Source organism: Mucilaginibacter segetis (assembly GCF_016522075.1).
Taxonomy (GTDB): domain Bacteria; phylum Bacteroidota; class Bacteroidia; order Sphingobacteriales; family Sphingobacteriaceae; genus Mucilaginibacter; species Mucilaginibacter segetis.
On record NZ_JAEHFW010000002.1, the window covers coordinates 335,370 to 353,458 of the forward strand.

The window sequence follows — 18,089 nt, forward strand, 5'->3', positions numbered from 1 at the left end:
TGTAATTTATAAATGCTTATCTTGCATAAGCATTTATAAACCAAAGTTCTGCCGCGCCCTTCTGTGCGCTTGCAGAAGTTTTTTAACATAGCATGTATAAACTTTACTGCGGGTTGCTCTGCCTTGTTTTGTCTGCCTTTACATTAAGCAGTATAGCACAAACAGTGGTACCAGTGGCCGATACCGCCAAACAACATGTTTTCAGGTACGGTGAGATAGAGTATTTTAAAGAAGCGGGTAACACGCTGAATATTAAAACTGTAAGCAGCGCAGAATTTAATAGTAAATTCAAAAAAAATAACGAACCTACGCCGCAGCTTCGGGATGTAAATGCTACCTATTGGTATCGTATCAGGTTAGATCAAAATACCCTTACCAAAAACAACTGGATTCTTGAGTTTTTTGATCAGACCATTGACAGCATAACCGTATACTCGCCTACCAAAAAAAATAATTACACCACCACCCTTCTGGGTAGTAACCGTCCTTTTTCCGAAAGGTTATACAATCACAAAAACTTTAGCCTTAACCTTGATAACGACATTGACGGAATTAATACCTATTATTTTCGCATCAGGTCACATCAATCTGCCAATATCATTATTGTACTGCGTTCGGTTAGCTGGTTCATCAGCTACGCGCTCGACGAATACTTTTGCTTTGGCATATTTTACGGTATGATCCTGGTTTTCGGCCTGTACAATTTCATGATGTTTATTGCTATGCGGCAGCGGCAGTATTTGTATTACATCGCCTATAACCTTAGCATCGGCCTTTATGAAATGTGTACCGATGGTATTGCTTATCAATACCTTTGGCAAATGGCACCTCACTGGAACCATTATGCCTATGGCATAGCCCTGTTTTTCGCCAGCATTTTCGCTATGCTTTTCGCCCAAAGCCTGCTCAATTTAAAGGAAAATGCCCCCCGGTTTAACAGGCTGATAACGGGTTTGATAATTATACGTACCCTGTTCTTTTTACTGTGCCTTACTGTAAATAAAAATTGGTTTAGTTACAAGATCATTGAATTTATACCATTATCAGTGGCATTTGTAAGCGGATGCTATGTTTTATACAAGGGGTATCGTCCGGCGAGATTTTTTGTAATTGGCTATAGCTTTTTATTTATCGGTTTTATTATTAAAACGCTGATAGCGCTTAATATTTGGTGGCTGCCGGTTACCGCACTTAATTTTTACAGCTTAAGCTTTTGTTTTATCATGGAAATGCTGTTCATCACCTTTGCCATTGGCGACAGGGTGCGATTGCTGAAACGCGACAAAGATCAAACGCAGCAACGCATGATCAAACAGTTACAGCAAAACGAGGAGTTGAAGGATCTGCTGAACAAAAACCTGGAAGAGCAGGTTGCCGAACGCACTAAAGAGCTGGTGGAAAAAAACTCGCTCATTGAGTCGCAAAATGACGAATTGTTATCGGTAAATACGTTATTACAACAACAGGCTGAAGAGATATCCCGCATGAATGTATTGCTGGAGAAAGACAACCTATCCTTGCATAATGATATTGAGAAAGTAACATACGACAGGGTAATGTCTGCCGAGGTGGATTTTGAGGAGTTCAGTAAAATATACCCGGATAACGAAACCTGCTTTAAATTCCTGTCCGATCTGAAATGGGAAAAAGGTTATGCCTGTAAGAAATGCGGGAACACTAATTACAGCAGCGGCCATTTGCCTTACAGCCGCCGTTGTTCTAAATGCGGATACGAAGAGTCAGTTATTGCCTATACTATTTTACATGGCACGCGAATACCTATTAATAAAGCTTTCTACATGATATTTTTAATGTACTCCACTAAAGGGAAAATATCATCGCACAAACTGTCAGAAATACTATCTATAAGGCAAAGTACCTGCTGGTCGTACACTTCACGTATAAAAAAAGCGATGGAAAGCCGTAAAAAAGAGATCAAAAACGCAGGCAGTAAAGGTTGGAGTAAATTGGTTATTGAGAATAACACCGACTAAACACACCCGTTACTTACTGCCATTTACATTTAAGCTTGTATATTGTAATTGCCTATAGTGTGATATTCTCAACACCTATTTTTTTTAAAAATTAACTGTGAATTAAGCGTATCACAACTATTTTTTAAATTTCTTAAAATCCGTTTTAACGTCCCTTAAAGCGGTTTGCTGTATTTTTTGCCTGTGAAGCAAGCGTATCAAATAAATTATAATCAATTAATTATCAATTGTTTATGAAACTTTTTATTTGATTGTAACGTAAAAATTACTTTAAATTTGTACCACCAATATAAACCGGCATCTGCCTGCCATACGAAAAACTAATTACAAAAGCCCCATTGCTCAACAGCAGTGCTAGCCTTTTAATTTAAATGGCAGTTAATGCTGATCTTATATTCTACTATGCCTATAGATATGCAACCAACTACAAAATCAAATAAACAATTATGAAAATCAGTTACAAATTAAAATTGCTGGCGGCTATTATTGCAATACCCGCATTGCTGATGTACGCCTGCAAAAAGGATGTCGGCGGACAAACTGCTATAAATGCTGCTGGCGGCACCCCAGCACGCGCCGCCAACGAAGTGGTAAATGCCTGGTTAACCACCTCTAATAAATCAAGTTTGCTGGCACAAAGCAGCTTTAATTTTGCCGCGGATGCAGGAACCAACTCCACTACAATTACCGTAGATGAAAACACAACTTACCAGGGTATTGATGGTTTTGGTTTTACACTTACCGGGGGCAGCGCCGGATTGCTTAACGGATTAGGAGGCAATCAAACCAATGTACTGAATGAGCTGTTCGGAACCGGAAACGGCCAAATCGGTATCAGTTACCTGCGCATAAGTATAGGAGCATCCGATCTGAGTTCATCAGATTTTACATACAACCAAACCGCCGGAGATGTTAATATGAATAATTTTAGCCTGGCGCCTGAGATGCAGGACATGATCCCTATTCTGAAAAAGATTATTGCCATTAATCCTACCATAAAAATATTAGCCACCCCATGGACGGCTCCTACATGGATGAAAGTAAATACTACCGGGAATAAAGGGTATACAGGCGGAAGTCTTAACACTGCCTATTACGATGCTTATGCCCGGTATATTGTAAAATATATACAAGCCATGCAGGCGCAAGGCATAACCATTGATGCAATAACTCCTCAAAACGAACCTCTTAATCCATACAACAACCCAAGTATGGTGATGCAGGCTAATGAGCAGGTAACGTTTATTAATAACAACTTAGGGCCGCAGCTGCATAACGCGGGTCTGAACACCAAAATAATAGCGTATGATCATAATGCCGATGTACCAAGTTACGCTACAACGGTTTTAGCAGGTGCCGGCCAATATGTTGACGGTTCAGCATTTCACTTATACGCAGGGGATATAAGCGCGTTAGCAGGTGTACATAACGCTTATCCTAACAAGAACGTTTACTTTACAGAGCAATGGGTTGGCGCGCCAAGTAATTTTGGCGGCGATCTTTCGTGGCATGTAAACAACCTGATTATAGGGGCAACCCGCAACTGGAGCCGTAACGTGCTGGAATGGAACCTTGCATCAGATCCGAACAATTACCCGCATACTAACGGAGGCTGCAGCAACTGTTTAGGAGGTATAACCGTAAGTGGCACCTCAATAACCCGTAATGTAGGTTATTACATTATTGCCCACGCCTCTAAATTTGTAAGACCGGGCGCTGTACGTATAGCCTCTAATGTGGCAGGCAATATCCAAAATGTGGCCTTTAAGAACAGTGATGGCTCTAAAGTAGTTATCGCGCTGAATACCGGCAGCAGTTCAGTAAGCTTTAAGCTAAAATGGGGTGCCGAATCCTTTACCTATAGCCTGGCAGCGGGCGCAGTGGTAACCTTTAAATGGTCGGGTACGCAATCAAGCGGTAGCGGCGGTAGTTCCGGTGCTCCAATCGGGCAAACTATTACATTAAAAGGTTTCAACAACCAATATGTATCATCGGAGAATGGCACGCAACCCATGAATTGCAACCGCGCTACGGCACAGGGCTGGGAACAGTTCACTGTAGTTGATGCCGGCGGCGGCAAAATAGCACTGCAAAGTCAGGGAAAGTATGTATCATCAGAAAACGGAACACAAGCCATTACCTGCAATCGCACCAGTATTGGCGACTGGGAAAAATTCGACTGGGTGCCTACGTCTGACGGAAAGGTAACCTTCAGAGGAAACAACGGGAAATTCATCTCGAGCGAGAATGGAACGCAACCCATGACCTGTACACGGGCGTCCGCTTCCGGCTGGGAAGCATTTGGCGTAAACCAATGATCACTATAAAACCAATCAAATACTAACTATAAATCAATTATTATGAAAAAGCAATTCTTTAACTTTCTGAAAAGCGCCGGAATAGTGCTGGTGCTTGTCTCCTTGGCGCTCTCTTGTAAAAAGGATGTGGGGCAATCGGCTGCGGAACAGGTGAAGGTTTCATCTGCCACAGAAAACAGCACCACGCCAAGAGCGGCCACGCTGGTTTGGTCTGATGAGTTTAATGGCAGCAGCGTTGATGGTTCCAAATGGAACATTGATAATGGCAACCCAAATGTGAATAACGAGAAAGAGTATTATTCATCAGGCAATGTGGCCGTAACAGGTGGAAATTTGGTTATTACCGCAAAAAACCAGAGCATGGGCGGGCAGCCTTACACTTCGGGTAAATTAACCACTTCGGGTAAATATTCGGTAAAATATGGCCGTATCGAGGCCCGTATAAAACTTCCGGCCTTCCAGGGAAGCTGGCCCGCTTTCTGGATGTTGGGCAATAATATCGGATCAGTAGGCTGGCCACAGTGCGGTGAGATAGATATTATGGAACAAACTAACACCAGCAATACTATTTTGGGTACAATGCACTGGAATGCTAACGGGCATGTTTATTATGGCAACAGTACTACCGTGGGCAGTGTACAGGATTACCATGTGTACGCCGTGGAGTGGGATGATAGCAGTATACGTTGGTATGTAGACGGTAACCTTTTCAACACCGGCAATATTGCTAATAATATTAATAATACCGAGGAATTTCATTTACCGTTCTTCCTGATACTGAACCTTGCAGTTGGTGGCGATCTGCCGGGCAATACCATTAACAACGGCGCGTTACCTGCAAGCATGTATGTGGACTATGTGAGGGTCTACTCATTATCGGGCGGTTCAACTTCCAATCCGCCTATCGGCCAAACCGTGACCTTAAAAGGTTTTAACGGAAAGTATGTATCATCAGAGAATGGCACGCAAGCTATGACCTGTACACGGGCTACCGCGCAGGGTTGGGAACAGTTCACTGTAGTTGATGCCGGCGGTGGCAAAATAGCACTGCAAAGCCAGGGCAAATATGTATCATCAGAAAACGGAACACAGGCTATTACCTGTAACCGAACCAGCATTGGCGACTGGGAAAAATTCGACTGGGTGCCTACGTCTGACGGGAAGGTAACCTTCAGAGGAAATAATGGGAAATTCATCTCGAGCGAGAACGGCACACAGGCTATGACCTGTACACGGGCGACCGCATCAGGGTGGGAAGCATTTGGTATTAACCAATAAAAAATACTTATTTTTAAGCCTGCCCTTAAACCGGGGCAGGCTTTTTTTATTTACCTGAATGAAAAGACCAATTATTATTTGCCTTGGTATTTTATTAAATGCCGGACTGTTATTTGCCCAGGCAATTCAAAAAAAAGTGCAGTTAAACCTTTCTACAGGCTATCAGCAACAGGATTTGAAATGGTCAATAGCTGGAAACCAAGCGGGGCAAAATCCTAATATCTACTCTGAACTGCAATGGAAAAAAGTGGGCGGGCAATTAATAGCAGGCGAACTGCAATGGAACTTTTATAAAAAACTATCCTTAACAGCTGGCTTTTCGCATGTTTATATCGGTTCGGGTACGGTATCTGATAATGATTACAATGGCGACAACCGCACCAACCGCGTATACAGTGAATTGTTTAATGCGGATAAAGGTTTTACCCGGTCATGGTCGGCAGGAGTGGGATATATGATATTTAATACGCAAAATTTTAGTTTAATCCCTTATGCCGGATATGGTACCAATAAACAATCTTTATTTTTACTTGATCGCTCGGGAGATTTTCCGGATCTGAACAGCACTTATAATACAGATTGGAAAGGGCCTTTCCTGAAAGCTACCGCTACAGCCAAACTTGCTGCTCGCTTAAAGCTGACCGCTGATATTACCTACAACCAGGCCGATTATAAATCGAAAGCCGACTGGAATCTTATACAAACATTTCAGCACCCGGTGAGCTATCGGCACACCGCTAAAGGTTATGGTATTACTGCCAACGCGGGCTTAGGATATGCTATTTCCCGCAATATAGGCATGCACTTATCCGGAGGTTATTTTAGCTGGCAAACAGGCAAGGGGGTAGATGAGTTATTCCTGGCATCCGGCGGATCTGAAAAAACGCAGTTAAATGGCGTGGATCACAGCGGTTACAGGGTTGCCCTTGGAGTAGAACTGGGCTACTAACAAAAAATAGCGCTGACATATGGTTTATCCCACATATCAGCGCATATTTAAATTTTCTTTTACTTATCGCTTAGCATTACAGGCGTTTTGCTGTTACCCATAATAATAACCTTTGCATTTTGTGATAACGCGATCTCTTTTTGAGCCTTAATAGCCTCGTACTGCAATTGCTTATCAGACAAGCCTGTTGAAAGTATTTTTTGATAATCGGCTATACCTTGTGCCTCTACGCGTTTACGATCAGCTTCCTGACGTTCCTTTTGCAAAACGAACTGCATTTTTTGAGCATCCTGTTCGGCTTGTATCTTTGATTCAATGCTCGCCCTTACTGATGCGGGTAGGGATATGTTACGCACCAATATTTGCTGTAGCTCCAGCCCTCTTTTAGCAAAGCTTTTTGATATGGTACTGGTAATTTTATCCTGAAACTCCTGCCTCTTAGTAGAATAAAGGTCAACAGCCGGATAAGCTACAGCATTATCACGAATTGCTGTGCGCGATACGGTACGTACAATTTTATCTACGTAGTCCATGCCAATGTTCTGTAATATAAACGGAGCCTTTTGCGGATCAACCTTATACAGAACGGAAAGATCAACAGTAACTTCCAAACCATCGGAGGATAATATCCTGATAGCGTCATCGCCCTGTACTTCGCCTTCACTTTGTACAGCGCTCATGGTATAGTTTTGTGTTTGTACATTAAACAGGGTAATATCAACCATAGGGTTAATAACGTGAAGGCCGCTTTCCAAAACATTGTTTTGTACTTTACCAAACAGCACCTGTACGCCAACCTTACCAGGATCTATCACCTTAATAGTAGAAAATAACAAGCCGAGTACAACCACCACTATACCTACCGAGGTAACTATTCCACCAAAACGATTACCCGGTTCAGGTGAACGTTTTACCATTATCCCGACAATAAATACGATAATACCAATAATTGCTATAAACATGTTAGTAAGTGTTAATTTTATTATTAGAGTAACATATCCGGCAATTATTACTAAAAATCGGCAAAAATCGACTATTTCGGTTTCTGAGTTTCCTTAACCTGTTTTATCAGCTTAATTTTTAGTACAACCAAAATGGCACCTGCAAACAACGCGGCCAGCAAAAACTCATAGCGTGCATGCTCAAAACCCCAATATGCAGTTAGCATACAAAAGAAAATGGCCAGATTATAAAACACATTAAGCGCTAGCTTTTTACCCATAATTAATTAATACACGTTTATAGTCGGATCTATTTCGGCTTGCCAGGCTAATATGCCGCCTTTTAAGTTAAAAAGGTTAGTAAAACCTTGCTGCTCCAGTTGCATTATAGCTGCTGCGCTGCGTTTACCGCTACGGCACATTACTACAACCGGTTTATTTTTTTCAACTTTATCAGTTTCTATCAATATACCACCAAGGGGAATAGAGAGCCCGCCTATATTTGAAGTTTCATATTCAAAATCTTCACGAACATCTATCAGTTGGAAATCTTCACCTGCGTTTAATTTCTCTTTTAGTTCCTGTACGCTTATTTCTTTCATATTAAATAGAATTAATCCGTCAAAGGTAACTTTTTCCGCACCAAATATTTAAGTAAGTTTTGTAACAATCACTTACTACCGGCGTTTTAATTATGTTTGTATATAAATTATCAGCAATACGTTAAATGAAGAAAGTAACCCGGTTTTTTTGGTTTTGCTCTGGTGCGCACATCGGTACATTAAAAAAATACCCCATAGAACATAATAAATTCGTGGGCGTGGGTGCCACTATATTCTTTACCGCGCTATTCGCTTCCTTATCGGGCGGATATGCCATGTATTTCGTTTTCAGCGGCAATCCGTTCGCTGTTATATTTGCCATATTGTTTGGCCTGATATGGGGTACGGCAATTTTTAACATGGACCGTTACATTGTATCGAGCATCAATAAACAGGGAAGTGTTAACTCGCAGATATTGCAAGCCACGCCTCGTATACTTTTGGCTATAATGATAGGCATTGTAATATCCCGACCGCTTGAATTAAAAATTTTCGATAAAGAGATACGTCAGAAACTAAAGACCGCCTACCTAAAAGGGCAACGCACTAAAATAGATACTCTGCAAAAAACCTATCAGCAAAAATATGCGCAGGAACTGGGCAAAAATAACGACCTGAAGCAAGAGAAGGACTCCTTAGAAAAAGACATTAACCGTTCCCGTTTTCTGTTAAATCAGGAAGTTTTCGGGGATAAAACTAATCAAACTTCGGGTATAGTAGGTTATGGCACTTATGCCAAACAAAAAGCCGATGTACTTAAAGAAAAGGAAGATCGCCTGAAAACCGTTACTGCTGACCTGGATAAAATGGACCAGTACCTGAGTGACCGCAAGGATTATGAAGGAGTAAATGGCACCCGTTTATTTACTGAAACCCAATTAGACAGCCTGGCCAACGTGGCGGGGTTTGCTGATCGTAACTGGGCGCTGGGCCAACTTTCTTACAACAATAAAGGCACGCGCGATCTGGATACTTACCTGGCCATAGCATTTATAGGCTACTTGTTTATTTTATTTGAATGTTTACCCGTATTTGTTAAGCTGATGTCTCCGCGCGGGCCTTATGATAAAGCCCTGGCCAAGATAGCTGAAGCGAATACTTACGCCGCTGAAAAAGACCGGGAACGCGACATGCTGGTTACCGACAAGACCTACGCTCACAGTGTAGATGTAGAATTTGAAAACCGAAAGCAGATCATAACAGCACAGGCAGCTTATGACCTGGAACACCAAACTTACGATTAAGTAAAAGCGATCAATTATTCGTAAATACGTTTGTGCAGTAACTGTGAGCAAAGCTGCACGGCACTGGTAAAAGCATCTTCATGAAAACCATATTTAAAATAACTGCCGCAATAGTAAACCGGCCCGCTTTGATTCAATTTCCATAATTCATCCTGGGCGTTTATTGCCGGAACATCAAATAAAGGGTGCTCATAATCTATCTCCTTTATTATCTTTTTTTCATCAATATTATTATTCGCGTTGATGGACACGAAATAGTTTTTTTTGTCGGATACGCCCTGTAGTTTGTTCATCCAATAAATGGTGCTGGGGTTTAGTTTGCCATTCTGCATTTGCACGCGGTAATTCCAGCTGCTCCACGCTAATTTTGTTTTGGGCATAATGCTTTCATCAGTATGCAGTATAGCTTTATTATATTGGTATTTGAATTTAGATAACAAGCGTTGCTCATCTGCAGTGGGCGCATCAAGCATGGCTAAAGCCTGGTCTCCGTGCGTCGCAATGATCACCCTGTCAAAAACTTCCTGTGTACCGTCGGAAGCATGAACGGTTACCTTTTCGTTAGCACGTGTGATTTTTACCGCTTTGCGGTTAACCTGTATCTTATCTTTAAAAGGCTTTATCAGAATTTCGCGGTATGACTGACTACCCTTAACCGGGGTGTACCATTGGTGCTGAGTGTCCAATCCTAAAAAGCCGTGATTTAAAAAGAAACGGATCAGTGTAACTGCGGGGAAATCCAACATCTGCTCCATTGGGGTCGACCATACTGCGGCACTCATGGGCACCAGGTATTTCCAAAGCATATCCTCCCCGTAGTTAAACTCTTTTATATATTGACCAATGGAATAATTAGCGTATGTAGGATCGTCAAGTATGTTTACACTTTCCCTGTTAAAACGCGCTATTTGCTTTAGCATTTTAAGATAAGAAATATTGAAGATGTTCTTACGCTGGGCAAATAGGTGGTTAATGCTACTACCGCTATATTCCAGCTTTTCGGGCAAGTACTGCACACTAAAAGACATGTCAGTTTTTTTTACAGGTGCGTCTATTTCGGCAAATAACTTACATAAGTTAGGATAGGTTTTATAGTTAAACACCATAAAGCCGGTATCAACATAAACAGGGTGGCCATCTTCATCAACAGTTATCGTATTAGTATGACCGCCTATGTAATTGTTTTGCTCGTAAATAGTAATATCGTTATTGTGCTGCAAAAAATGTCCGCAACCCATACCTGCTATGCCTGTACCTATGATGGCTGTTTTATACATATTATTTGGTTATGGTGTTTAAAAAAAACAGCGTAGCATAGGTTGATAACTGCCCGCCCGGCCCGTTCATATTAAAATCGAAGCCGTGCGTTGCCCAGGGCAACTTAAGCCAATAATGTGGTACATCATAATGCTTTAACTTCGCGTTTAATCTGCGGCTATGTTCCGGAGAAACCAACACATCATTACCACCATGAATAATTAGTGTAGGAACCGTTTCCTGGTTAACAAACTCTAACGGGGAGCAGGCAACATACTTGCCAGGTACTGCGTTGTAAGTTCCGCCAATGTAATCTTCCATCACTTTGCGTGAATCCATAATTAACGGATTGGAAGGAATAGAGTACCCCCAAACCATATCGGCAGGGCCGTAAAAATCCACAACGCCCCTTAATCCCGGAAATTTTTGTGTATATGCAGCAAGCAGCGCTATCTGTGCTCCTGCCGAACGCCCCAGCAACACAAATTTATTGGTATCAATATGCAGTTCATCAGCATGATGTTGTAAATAGCTGATAGCTGCCTCAACATCCTCTATCGGCGCCGGAGTTTGATATTCTGGTGCCAAACGATAATTGATGGCAGCCACATTATATCCCCGTTGGGCCAAGTAGGTATTCAGCTCTGGCAGTTGGCGGCTATCGCCGCTGCTCCATGATCCACCATGTATGACCAGCACACATGGGCGCTTACCCGAAATTTCAGACTGATAAAAATCAAGCGTTAGCGAAGTATCCTGATATTTTACGTAGGTAAATGTTTTAAACGGCCCCTTATCTCCAACAGTAAACAATTTAAAAAAGTTGCCCGGACCTTCTTTAGGTAAAACATCCGGCGAGCTGTTGGCATACATGCTTCTAAAGGCATATAACATATTACTTTTTATATCCCTTGCAATAATTGCCGTTCTCACAATTGGTGACAGGTATAATAAAATAGCCAATACACCCACTAAGTTACCTGCAACACGGTAATGGTTAACCCATACACCCAAAAAAGTTAAAATGGACGTTATAGTTACAAATATGAGCGGGAAATCAGTAACCAACACAGCCAGCAACCATACATAATAAGCCGGCGCCTTAAATACCGAAAGCAGGGAGATCAGGAAAAATATAAAAAGTAATATCAGTCTGGTCATACGCCGGCCTTATGAAATAAATAATGACTTACCATCCACTCATTCCCTTTATTATAGCTCCACAACTCGGCGCAGGCTAAATAAAATAAACGCCAGTACACCCACCACTTTACCGCGTTGGCTTTACTGTAGGTATCTTCAAATATGTGCATTATTTGTTTTTTATGGCTGTCCATATTCTTGAGCCAAGCCTCTGCAGTTTTAGCATAGTGGGTACCGTTTACATGCCAATGCTGCTCCACCAGCAAGTCATCGTTAAAATAAAACATCAGGTCGTCGCTGGGCATAATTCCCCCGGTAAAAAAGTATTTGCTCATCCAGTCTGTCTCATCCTTCACCTCAAACAAGTACGCGTACTCTTTATGGGTAAAAATATGAATAAATAACTTTCCATCGGGTTTCAGAAATGAGGCCACCTTTTTCAAAAGCAACTGGTAATTGCGCATATGTTCAAACATCTCTACTGATACCACCCGGTCAAATTTATCCGAAATTTCAAAAGTATTCATGTCAGCAGTTAGCACGGTTAGGTTATTAATGCTGCGCAACTTTGCCTGTTTATCAATATGCTTTTTTTGCGTGCGGGAGTTAGATACTACCTTAAAATTGCTTTCCGGATATTTTGCGGCCATGTAAAGCGATAAGGAACCCCATCCGCATCCCAGCTCTAACACATCCTGGCCATTTACCAATTCGGCGCGCTGACAGGTAAGCTCCAGCATATCAACTTCAGACGTATCAATGTCCAATACACCGTTTTTCCAGTAACCACTGGAGTACTTCAGGTTTTTGCCTAAACAGTATTCATAAAATTCCGTTGGTACTTCGTAATGCTGTTCGTTTGCATCGGCTGTGTTTACGGCAATTGGCGAAGCTTTTAAGCGGGCTATCAATTTCATCAGATGCGCCTGCTGGGCTTCCACATTGCCCATATCCTCATCTATCAGTCGTTGTCTCAACAGGGTACGTATTCCTCTGCGCAATAAAAAATCGGGGACTTTGTTTTTTTCTACTAATTTATCGTACCACATTCCGGGCTTATATTGTATTATTGGTTTATAAGGGTTAGTTTAAAGTATACGTTTTGATAGCCTCGACGGATTTTTTAATGTTATTTTATAATTCGCGCCCACCACGGTATTCCAACTTCTATTTCTTTTTAGGCAGCGGTATAAACACACTGGTGCTTGCCTGATATTTTTTATACGCCTCCCCTTTTGAACGTACAGATTGCTGCTCGGTAGCGGGTATGCCTGTTACTTTTAATAATAGATATAAAATAACAGCCGGGCTTATTATAGCTAAATAACCATAAGGAGATGCGAGCGCAAAAATGAAATAAGACGTCCACATGAGCCATTCAAAAAAGTAATTGGGATGACGCGAATAATACCACAAGCCTGTGTCACAAACCTTACCTTTGTTTGATGCATTCTTTTTAAAATTGGCCAGTTGTTTATCGGCTATGGCTTCCCCTGTTACACTTAACAGCCACAAAGCTACCCCGGCATATTCCAACACAGATAATTCCGGATCGGTATTGATGGCGCTGATAAAAAAAGGAATAGCTAACAATACATTTGATACCCCCTGCATCTGAAAAAACCAAAAGAACTTTCGTTCGGCGTTGGGTTCCCACTCGTTGCGCAATTGCTTGTAACGGCCTTCTTCTTCATCTAAATGTTTTATGATGCGCACCGCCAAGTGCGTACCCAAGCGCAAGCCGCCCAGTATTACCATACCGCAAATAAACAGCCGGCGGGTTTCAAAACCGGGCGCGAACAAAAGCAGGATTATACCAATAACCGGAAAATTGTACGACCAGAAAATATCTACCACGCCCGCATTTTTTATTTTATGCGCCCATAGCCAAACAAACCCCATAATGCCGCAACAGGCAATTAATGCGTATAATACCAAAGCTAAAAGTGAATGTTCATCCATTGCGTTTGCTAAAAAATTCTTTTAGTCCCTCGTTGGGCTTTAACCTGAAAAGCTGTATCAAAACAAAAGCGCAACTGGCAATACTACCCAGTGCTACTAATAAAATAAGCCATATAATTTTTGCGGGAATACTTCGCTCCTTATAGCAAACCCATATGTATATAACCGATACATTAGCATAAAAATCCCATAGGGTAGCACGCATCCAGGGGATAGAGCCCAGGTAATCCCACTGTTTAAACAGGTTGCTTTGCATGCTGGTGCTTATTACAATATAACAAACCCATACAAAAACGATACTGAAAATTATTTTTAATGTGGTGATCATCAATTCTTTTGCGCTGCCTTAATAAACTTTAAGGCATCATCAGCATGCTCTTTACCCTGTAGCATTGCTGCATGGGTGTATACCACCTTGCCTTTTAAATCTACAACAAACGTTTCACGACCGGGCATGAACATTTTCTTTTTAACACCGAACATATTGTAGACCTTGTTATCCGGATCGCTTAATAATGTGAACGGCAATTTATAATGGTCGGCAAAGCTTTTATGACTTTCAACAGTGCCTCCGTTTATTCCGATAACTTTTGCCCCGGCCTTTGTAAACCCATCAAAGCTATCGCGGAAAGCGCAGGCTTCCTTTGTACAAACCATGCTTTCATCCTTTGGGTAAAAGTAGATCACCAAGATATGCTTGCCGATCTCCTGATTGATATTGAAAAGTTTCCCGTCCTGATCATATAATGAAAATCGGGGCACCATATCACCCGTCTCTATGTGTTTTTGCGCGCTCAGCTTTAAGCTAAAAATACAATTTACCGCCAATATCAACAGCAAATACTTAAATGTTATTTTGTACATGTTTTATATACGTTGATAAGGACAATAAACGATTTAAAACCCAAAAATAAATTTTTTGGTATCCTGCAACTTAGGTATCGGCTTTTTAAACAAAAAAAGGCCGGACGCAAACGCCCGGCCCTTTAGTATCGGCAAATATTTATACCAAATTCTTTTTGATGTAATTATAGCTTTGAGTGATGCTGTCAAACGGATCGCCCGGGCAAATATCCTGTTCGTTAAAGAAGTATTTCATTCCTGCTTTGCCGGCATGGGCAAATATCTTTTTAAAATCAATAACACCATTACCTACCTCGGTAAACATTTGTTTCGGAGTATTATCCATATCCTTAACATGCCATAGCGGGAAACGTCCCGGATAACGGTTAAACATGGTTATAGGATCTTGTTTTGCTTTATACATCCAGTAAATATCCATTTCCATTTTTACCAGGTCAGGATCGGTATGTGTAAGCAGCGCTTCGTACGGAAGCTTGCCATCCTCCTTTATAAATTCAAAATCGTGATTGTGATAGCAAAGCTGTATGCCCGCTTTTTTACATATCTCGCCACCCTTGTTTAACCTTTCGGCAACTTCGCGATAATGACTAATAGGACCCCTTTCGTTATCCAGTAAATAAGCGCATACCATATATTTAAGACCAACTGCTGCGGCATCATCAACTGCTTTTTGCCAATCGTTTGATATGGTGCCCTTGGCATCCAATTTTTCACCAAGCATATAGTGGCTGCTCGGCATAATCAGGCCATTATCTTTTAAAACCTTTGAAAACTCCGCAGGCTCCATTCCGTAAAATTTTTGAGTGCCGGTGTAAGTAGCACCCTCCACAGAGTTAAACCCGATTTTTGCAACTCTTTTTAATGCAGCTATTGGATCGGCCTGCATAGCATCACGCACTGTATACAATTGTAAACCGATGTATTTTTTGTTACGTGCAAAAAGCTGTGGGGCAACTAACAGCCCTGCAGACAGCATAGCCGTATTTTTAAGGAACGAACGTCTGGTAGTCATTTTTTTTGATTTTAATTGGTTTGTGTAAAAGTAACGCATTGACCATATATTAACAACAGACGTCCAATTTTTTTAAAGGTTTAATTTGAAGCGGGTTTGGGTTTGTTGCCTTTGTATCGATTCGGCCTTCTGCGCTTATCGCCATATGCTCCTCCATGCGGGCGCTCCTGCTTAACAGGTTGTATCCCTGCAAGCACTTCCGGCAACTCCTTTTGGCTAATAGGCCTGTCTATTAATTGTTCTATATTTTTCAATCTTTTCAGATCGCGGTCGTTCACAAAGGTAATGGCAGTACCGGTAGTTGCCGCGCGCGCCGTACGACCAATACGGTGTACATAATCTTCCGGGTCGCCGGGCACATCATAGTTAACCACAAGGTCAATTCCTTCTACATCTATTCCTCTTGACAGGGCATCAGTACCAATAATAACCGGCAATAACTTGTTTTTAAATTTAAGCAGTATCTCTTCACGCTCACCCTGCTGCAGATCGGAGTGGAAGGCTTCTGCATGAACATGCGCTGCCTTTAGCTCCTTGTAAAGCGATTTTACGATCTCCTTACGGGATGCAAATATAATGGCGCTTGCATAGGCGCTATCTTTAAGCAGTAATTTTATCAGCGGTGTCTTTTGCTGATCGTGCAGGCGGTAAACTTGCTGATCAATACCGGCTGCAGGCTGCGAAATAGCGATATTTATTTGCTGAGGATCGGTAAGTATCGCTTTTGCCAGGGTACGTATACGTCCGGGCATAGTGGCCGAAAATAAAAGTGTTTGTCTTTTTTTAGGCAGATAACTGATGATCCGCATAATATCGTCCTGAAAGCCCATATCCAGCATACGGTCGGCCTCATCCAATACTAAATGGGTAATATGATTTAACTTAAGTACCCCCGAAGTGAGGTGGGCTATAAGCCTGCCGGGCGTAGCAATAATAATATTTACATTATTTTGAATACCACGTCGTTGTTGCTCATAAGCCATGCCATCGCCGCCGCCAAATACCGCCAGCGAGCTGATGCCTGTAAAATAGGCTAAGCCTTCTACCTGTTGATCTATTTGTTGGGCAAGTTCCCGTGTAGGTGCAAGTACCAGTGCCGATATCTGATGTTTATGAGTGTTACTTATATAATTAAGCACAGGCAGCAAGTATGATGCTGTTTTGCCGGTTCCGGTTTGCGCGCATGCTATCAGGTCTTCACCATTAAGTATAATTGGTATAGTTTTTTCCTGGATGGGTGTTGGAGTAGTATACCCCATACTTAATACGCCCTCGAGTAATTGTTCGTTGAAATTAAAGTCGTGAAATGTCACAATATTGTTAAAGGTGAGCCTGCAATATATAAATTTTTGTTGTTTAAACCTACTTTAAAGCCTTTATGTTTTGCTTACTTGTACTTTTGCCACTACCGCCGCCAGCGTCAAAAACAATTTTTGATTTATTCGCTTATCAACGGTAATTATTTAGAGCTCGCTTAGTTTACTATGATTAAACTTTTAACCAGCGCTGTAAAAACATTTATATGCGCAATAGTTTTACTTTTTTTTACAGCCCTTAATGCACATGCGAGCTCCATAGCCCACCTGCCAAAAGCTGATACTACCGATACGGCACGCATTACCACGCGCACTATTAACCGAAATTTTGATGACATCTTTAAACAGAATCTGAGGCCGTCTTTTTTAGGTAACGAATATTTTCAGCCCGAAAAAACAATGCTCGTGGGCGATATAAATGCCCATTTTATATTATTTGATACACCTGCCTCACGTTTCTTTTTTGATGTTGCCGCACGAATTAAGGTAAGGCTGCTGAGTGAATATGGTGCTCCTGTAAAGTCTCCGAGTTATATGCCCGGCGGCACTCTCTATTTCAGAGCCAACCGCGACATTTATAAGCCGCAGTTTTTATCGCTCTCCTATACGCATCACTCCAATGGTATACGTGGCCCGACTTTAAAAGCTGACGGGAGTTTTAATCGTGACAGCGGCAAATTCAGCACTAATTTTTACTCACTGAATTACACTATAGGTAAACGTACAGATAAGGAAAATATCATTATTAACAGGTTTGCTACAGCCGGCATTGAAGTTCATGCGGGGCTTTTTGGTGTAGGTGTTGCCGAAGGATTAACCGACCACTATGGATTTGTACGGCTGAACGGCAGCTATTTGTTTAACATAGCAAAAAAATATGCTGACCCCATTGACCCGGGTAAAACCGAAAAGGTATTTGATAACTGGCAGCGCATACAATTTGATGTGAGTTACATTGCTGATAAATATAATGATTACGACGCTTTCAATTTAAAAAAACGGTTAAACATTGGGCTAAAATATTATTATCAGTTGCCATTCATGCAAAATGCGTCGGTTGTGGTGGGTGGTGGTTACCGCGGGCAGGACGATTATAATATATTTTTCGAAGATAGTTATGGTTATGTAACCATCGGCATAGCCTCCGGGTTCTCCTTTATTTTCAACAAAAATTAATTTACCGGACCGGATTTTTTCATTCTGTAATAT

At 41.6% G+C, this 18,089-nt stretch carries 17 protein-coding genes; 6 read left to right on the plus strand and 11 right to left on the minus strand.

Annotation, left to right across the window (positions count from 1 at the left end):
- Positions 1 to 92: 92 nt before the first annotated feature.
- The 4 genes from I5M19_RS11170 (at position 93) to I5M19_RS11185 (ending at position 6,539) form a co-directional block, all read left to right on the plus strand.
- Positions 93 to 1,994, plus strand: coding sequence for a 7TM diverse intracellular signaling domain-containing protein (locus I5M19_RS11170; protein WP_200066414.1), 1,902 nt, complete (start codon positions 93 to 95; stop codon positions 1,992 to 1,994).
- Positions 1,995 to 2,440: 446 nt separating this feature from the next.
- A complete protein-coding gene (locus I5M19_RS11175; RefSeq protein ID WP_200066415.1) occupies positions 2,441 to 4,312 on the plus strand; it encodes a glycoside hydrolase family 30 beta sandwich domain-containing protein in 1,872 nt (623 codons plus the stop codon).
- Positions 4,313 to 4,354: 42 nt separating this feature from the next.
- The gene (locus I5M19_RS11180; RefSeq protein ID WP_200066416.1) at positions 4,355 to 5,590 is read left to right on the plus strand and encodes a family 16 glycosylhydrolase; all 1,236 of its coding nucleotides are present in this window, start codon (positions 4,355 to 4,357) and stop codon (positions 5,588 to 5,590) included.
- 58 nt (positions 5,591 to 5,648) lie between these two features.
- Positions 5,649 to 6,539 (plus strand): hypothetical protein, encoded by an 891-nt coding sequence (locus I5M19_RS11185; protein WP_200066417.1) that lies wholly within the window; start codon positions 5,649 to 5,651, stop codon positions 6,537 to 6,539.
- Between the two features lie 59 nt (positions 6,540 to 6,598).
- Here the strand turns inward: I5M19_RS11185 and I5M19_RS11190 are convergent, their stop codons facing one another.
- The 3 genes from I5M19_RS11190 to I5M19_RS11200 form a co-directional block, all read right to left on the minus strand.
- Complete coding sequence (locus I5M19_RS11190; protein ID WP_200066418.1) at positions 6,599 to 7,501, minus strand: prohibitin family protein; 903 nt, start codon at positions 7,499 to 7,501, stop codon at positions 6,599 to 6,601.
- Between the two features lie 71 nt (positions 7,502 to 7,572).
- Positions 7,573 to 7,761, minus strand: coding sequence for a DUF6358 family protein (locus I5M19_RS11195; protein WP_200066419.1), 189 nt, complete (start codon positions 7,759 to 7,761; stop codon positions 7,573 to 7,575).
- A gap of 6 nt (positions 7,762 to 7,767) precedes the next feature.
- The gene (locus tag I5M19_RS11200; RefSeq protein ID WP_200066420.1) at positions 7,768 to 8,082 is read right to left on the minus strand and encodes a rhodanese-like domain-containing protein; all 315 of its coding nucleotides are present in this window, start codon (positions 8,080 to 8,082) and stop codon (positions 7,768 to 7,770) included.
- A gap of 125 nt (positions 8,083 to 8,207) precedes the next feature.
- On the opposite strand from I5M19_RS11200, the gene I5M19_RS11205 reads away from it, so the two are divergent.
- Positions 8,208 to 9,326 (plus strand): DUF4407 domain-containing protein, encoded by a 1,119-nt coding sequence (locus tag I5M19_RS11205; RefSeq protein WP_200066421.1) that lies wholly within the window; start codon positions 8,208 to 8,210, stop codon positions 9,324 to 9,326.
- Positions 9,327 to 9,340: 14 nt separating this feature from the next.
- On the opposite strand, the gene I5M19_RS11210 is transcribed toward I5M19_RS11205, so the two are convergent.
- The 8 genes from I5M19_RS11210 to I5M19_RS11245 all read right to left on the minus strand — a co-directional run bounded on the left by I5M19_RS11210 (position 9,341) and on the right by I5M19_RS11245 (position 16,877).
- On the minus strand, positions 9,341 to 10,603 hold the full coding sequence (locus I5M19_RS11210) for an NAD(P)/FAD-dependent oxidoreductase (RefSeq protein ID WP_200066422.1): 1,263 nt from the start codon (positions 10,601 to 10,603) through the stop codon (positions 9,341 to 9,343).
- 1 nt (position 10,604) lies between these two features.
- Positions 10,605 to 11,744, minus strand: a complete 1,140-nt coding sequence (locus tag I5M19_RS11215; protein ID WP_200066423.1) for an alpha/beta hydrolase — start codon at positions 11,742 to 11,744, stop codon at positions 10,605 to 10,607.
- Complete coding sequence (locus I5M19_RS11220; protein WP_200066424.1) at positions 11,741 to 12,775, minus strand: SAM-dependent methyltransferase; 1,035 nt, start codon at positions 12,773 to 12,775, stop codon at positions 11,741 to 11,743. The genes I5M19_RS11215 and I5M19_RS11220 overlap by 4 nt, the downstream gene beginning before the upstream one ends.
- Before the next feature lie 118 nt (positions 12,776 to 12,893).
- The gene (locus I5M19_RS11225; protein WP_200066425.1) at positions 12,894 to 13,688 is read right to left on the minus strand and encodes a DUF1295 domain-containing protein; all 795 of its coding nucleotides are present in this window, start codon (positions 13,686 to 13,688) and stop codon (positions 12,894 to 12,896) included.
- Positions 13,681 to 14,016: a DUF1475 family protein gene (locus tag I5M19_RS11230; protein WP_200066426.1), complete on the minus strand. Its 336-nt coding sequence runs from the start codon at positions 14,014 to 14,016 to the stop codon at positions 13,681 to 13,683. The genes I5M19_RS11225 and I5M19_RS11230 overlap by 8 nt, the downstream gene beginning before the upstream one ends.
- Positions 14,016 to 14,552, minus strand: a complete 537-nt coding sequence (locus I5M19_RS11235; protein WP_200066427.1) for a peroxiredoxin — start codon at positions 14,550 to 14,552, stop codon at positions 14,016 to 14,018. Before I5M19_RS11235 ends, I5M19_RS11230 begins: the two co-directional genes overlap by 1 nt.
- Positions 14,553 to 14,691: 139 nt before the next feature.
- Positions 14,692 to 15,564 carry a sugar phosphate isomerase/epimerase family protein gene (locus I5M19_RS11240; RefSeq protein ID WP_200066428.1) on the minus strand — a complete coding sequence of 291 codons (873 nt, stop codon included), beginning with the start codon at positions 15,562 to 15,564 and terminating at the stop codon, positions 14,692 to 14,694.
- A gap of 80 nt (positions 15,565 to 15,644) precedes the next feature.
- The gene (locus I5M19_RS11245) at positions 15,645 to 16,877 is read right to left on the minus strand and encodes a DEAD/DEAH box helicase (RefSeq protein ID WP_200066429.1); all 1,233 of its coding nucleotides are present in this window, start codon (positions 16,875 to 16,877) and stop codon (positions 15,645 to 15,647) included.
- A 171-nt stretch (positions 16,878 to 17,048) separates the two neighbouring features.
- On the opposite strand from I5M19_RS11245, the gene I5M19_RS11250 reads away from it, so the two are divergent.
- A complete protein-coding gene (locus tag I5M19_RS11250) occupies positions 17,049 to 18,056 on the plus strand; it encodes a hypothetical protein (protein WP_200066430.1) in 1,008 nt (335 codons plus the stop codon).
- Positions 18,057 to 18,089: the final 33 nt, after the last annotated feature.

Excerpts from the sequence above, each read along its gene's own strand:
- I5M19_RS11170 (WP_200066414.1), top strand. The coding sequence starts at position 93 with ATGTATAAACTTTACTGCGGGTTGCTCTGCCTTGTTTTGTCTGCCTTT.
- I5M19_RS11175 (WP_200066415.1), top strand. The coding sequence starts at position 2,441 with ATGAAAATCAGTTACAAATTAAAATTGCTGGCGGCTATTATTGCAATA.
- I5M19_RS11180 (WP_200066416.1), top strand. The coding sequence starts at position 4,355 with ATGAAAAAGCAATTCTTTAACTTTCTGAAAAGCGCCGGAATAGTGCTG.
- I5M19_RS11185 (WP_200066417.1), top strand. The coding sequence starts at position 5,649 with ATGAAAAGACCAATTATTATTTGCCTTGGTATTTTATTAAATGCCGGA.
- I5M19_RS11190 (WP_200066418.1), bottom strand. The coding sequence starts at position 7,501 with ATGTTTATAGCAATTATTGGTATTATCGTATTTATTGTCGGGATAATG.
- I5M19_RS11195 (WP_200066419.1), bottom strand. The coding sequence starts at position 7,761 with ATGGGTAAAAAGCTAGCGCTTAATGTGTTTTATAATCTGGCCATTTTC.
- I5M19_RS11200 (WP_200066420.1), bottom strand. The coding sequence starts at position 8,082 with ATGAAAGAAATAAGCGTACAGGAACTAAAAGAGAAATTAAACGCAGGT.
- I5M19_RS11205 (WP_200066421.1), top strand. The coding sequence starts at position 8,208 with ATGAAGAAAGTAACCCGGTTTTTTTGGTTTTGCTCTGGTGCGCACATC.
- I5M19_RS11210 (WP_200066422.1), bottom strand. The coding sequence starts at position 10,603 with ATGTATAAAACAGCCATCATAGGTACAGGCATAGCAGGTATGGGTTGC.
- I5M19_RS11215 (WP_200066423.1), bottom strand. The coding sequence starts at position 11,744 with ATGACCAGACTGATATTACTTTTTATATTTTTCCTGATCTCCCTGCTT.
- I5M19_RS11220 (WP_200066424.1), bottom strand. The coding sequence starts at position 12,775 with ATGTGGTACGATAAATTAGTAGAAAAAAACAAAGTCCCCGATTTTTTA.
- I5M19_RS11225 (WP_200066425.1), bottom strand. The coding sequence starts at position 13,688 with ATGGATGAACATTCACTTTTAGCTTTGGTATTATACGCATTAATTGCC.
- I5M19_RS11230 (WP_200066426.1), bottom strand. The coding sequence starts at position 14,016 with ATGATCACCACATTAAAAATAATTTTCAGTATCGTTTTTGTATGGGTT.
- I5M19_RS11235 (WP_200066427.1), bottom strand. The coding sequence starts at position 14,552 with ATGTACAAAATAACATTTAAGTATTTGCTGTTGATATTGGCGGTAAAT.
- I5M19_RS11240 (WP_200066428.1), bottom strand. The coding sequence starts at position 15,564 with ATGACTACCAGACGTTCGTTCCTTAAAAATACGGCTATGCTGTCTGCA.
- I5M19_RS11250 (WP_200066430.1), top strand. The coding sequence starts at position 17,049 with ATGATTAAACTTTTAACCAGCGCTGTAAAAACATTTATATGCGCAATA.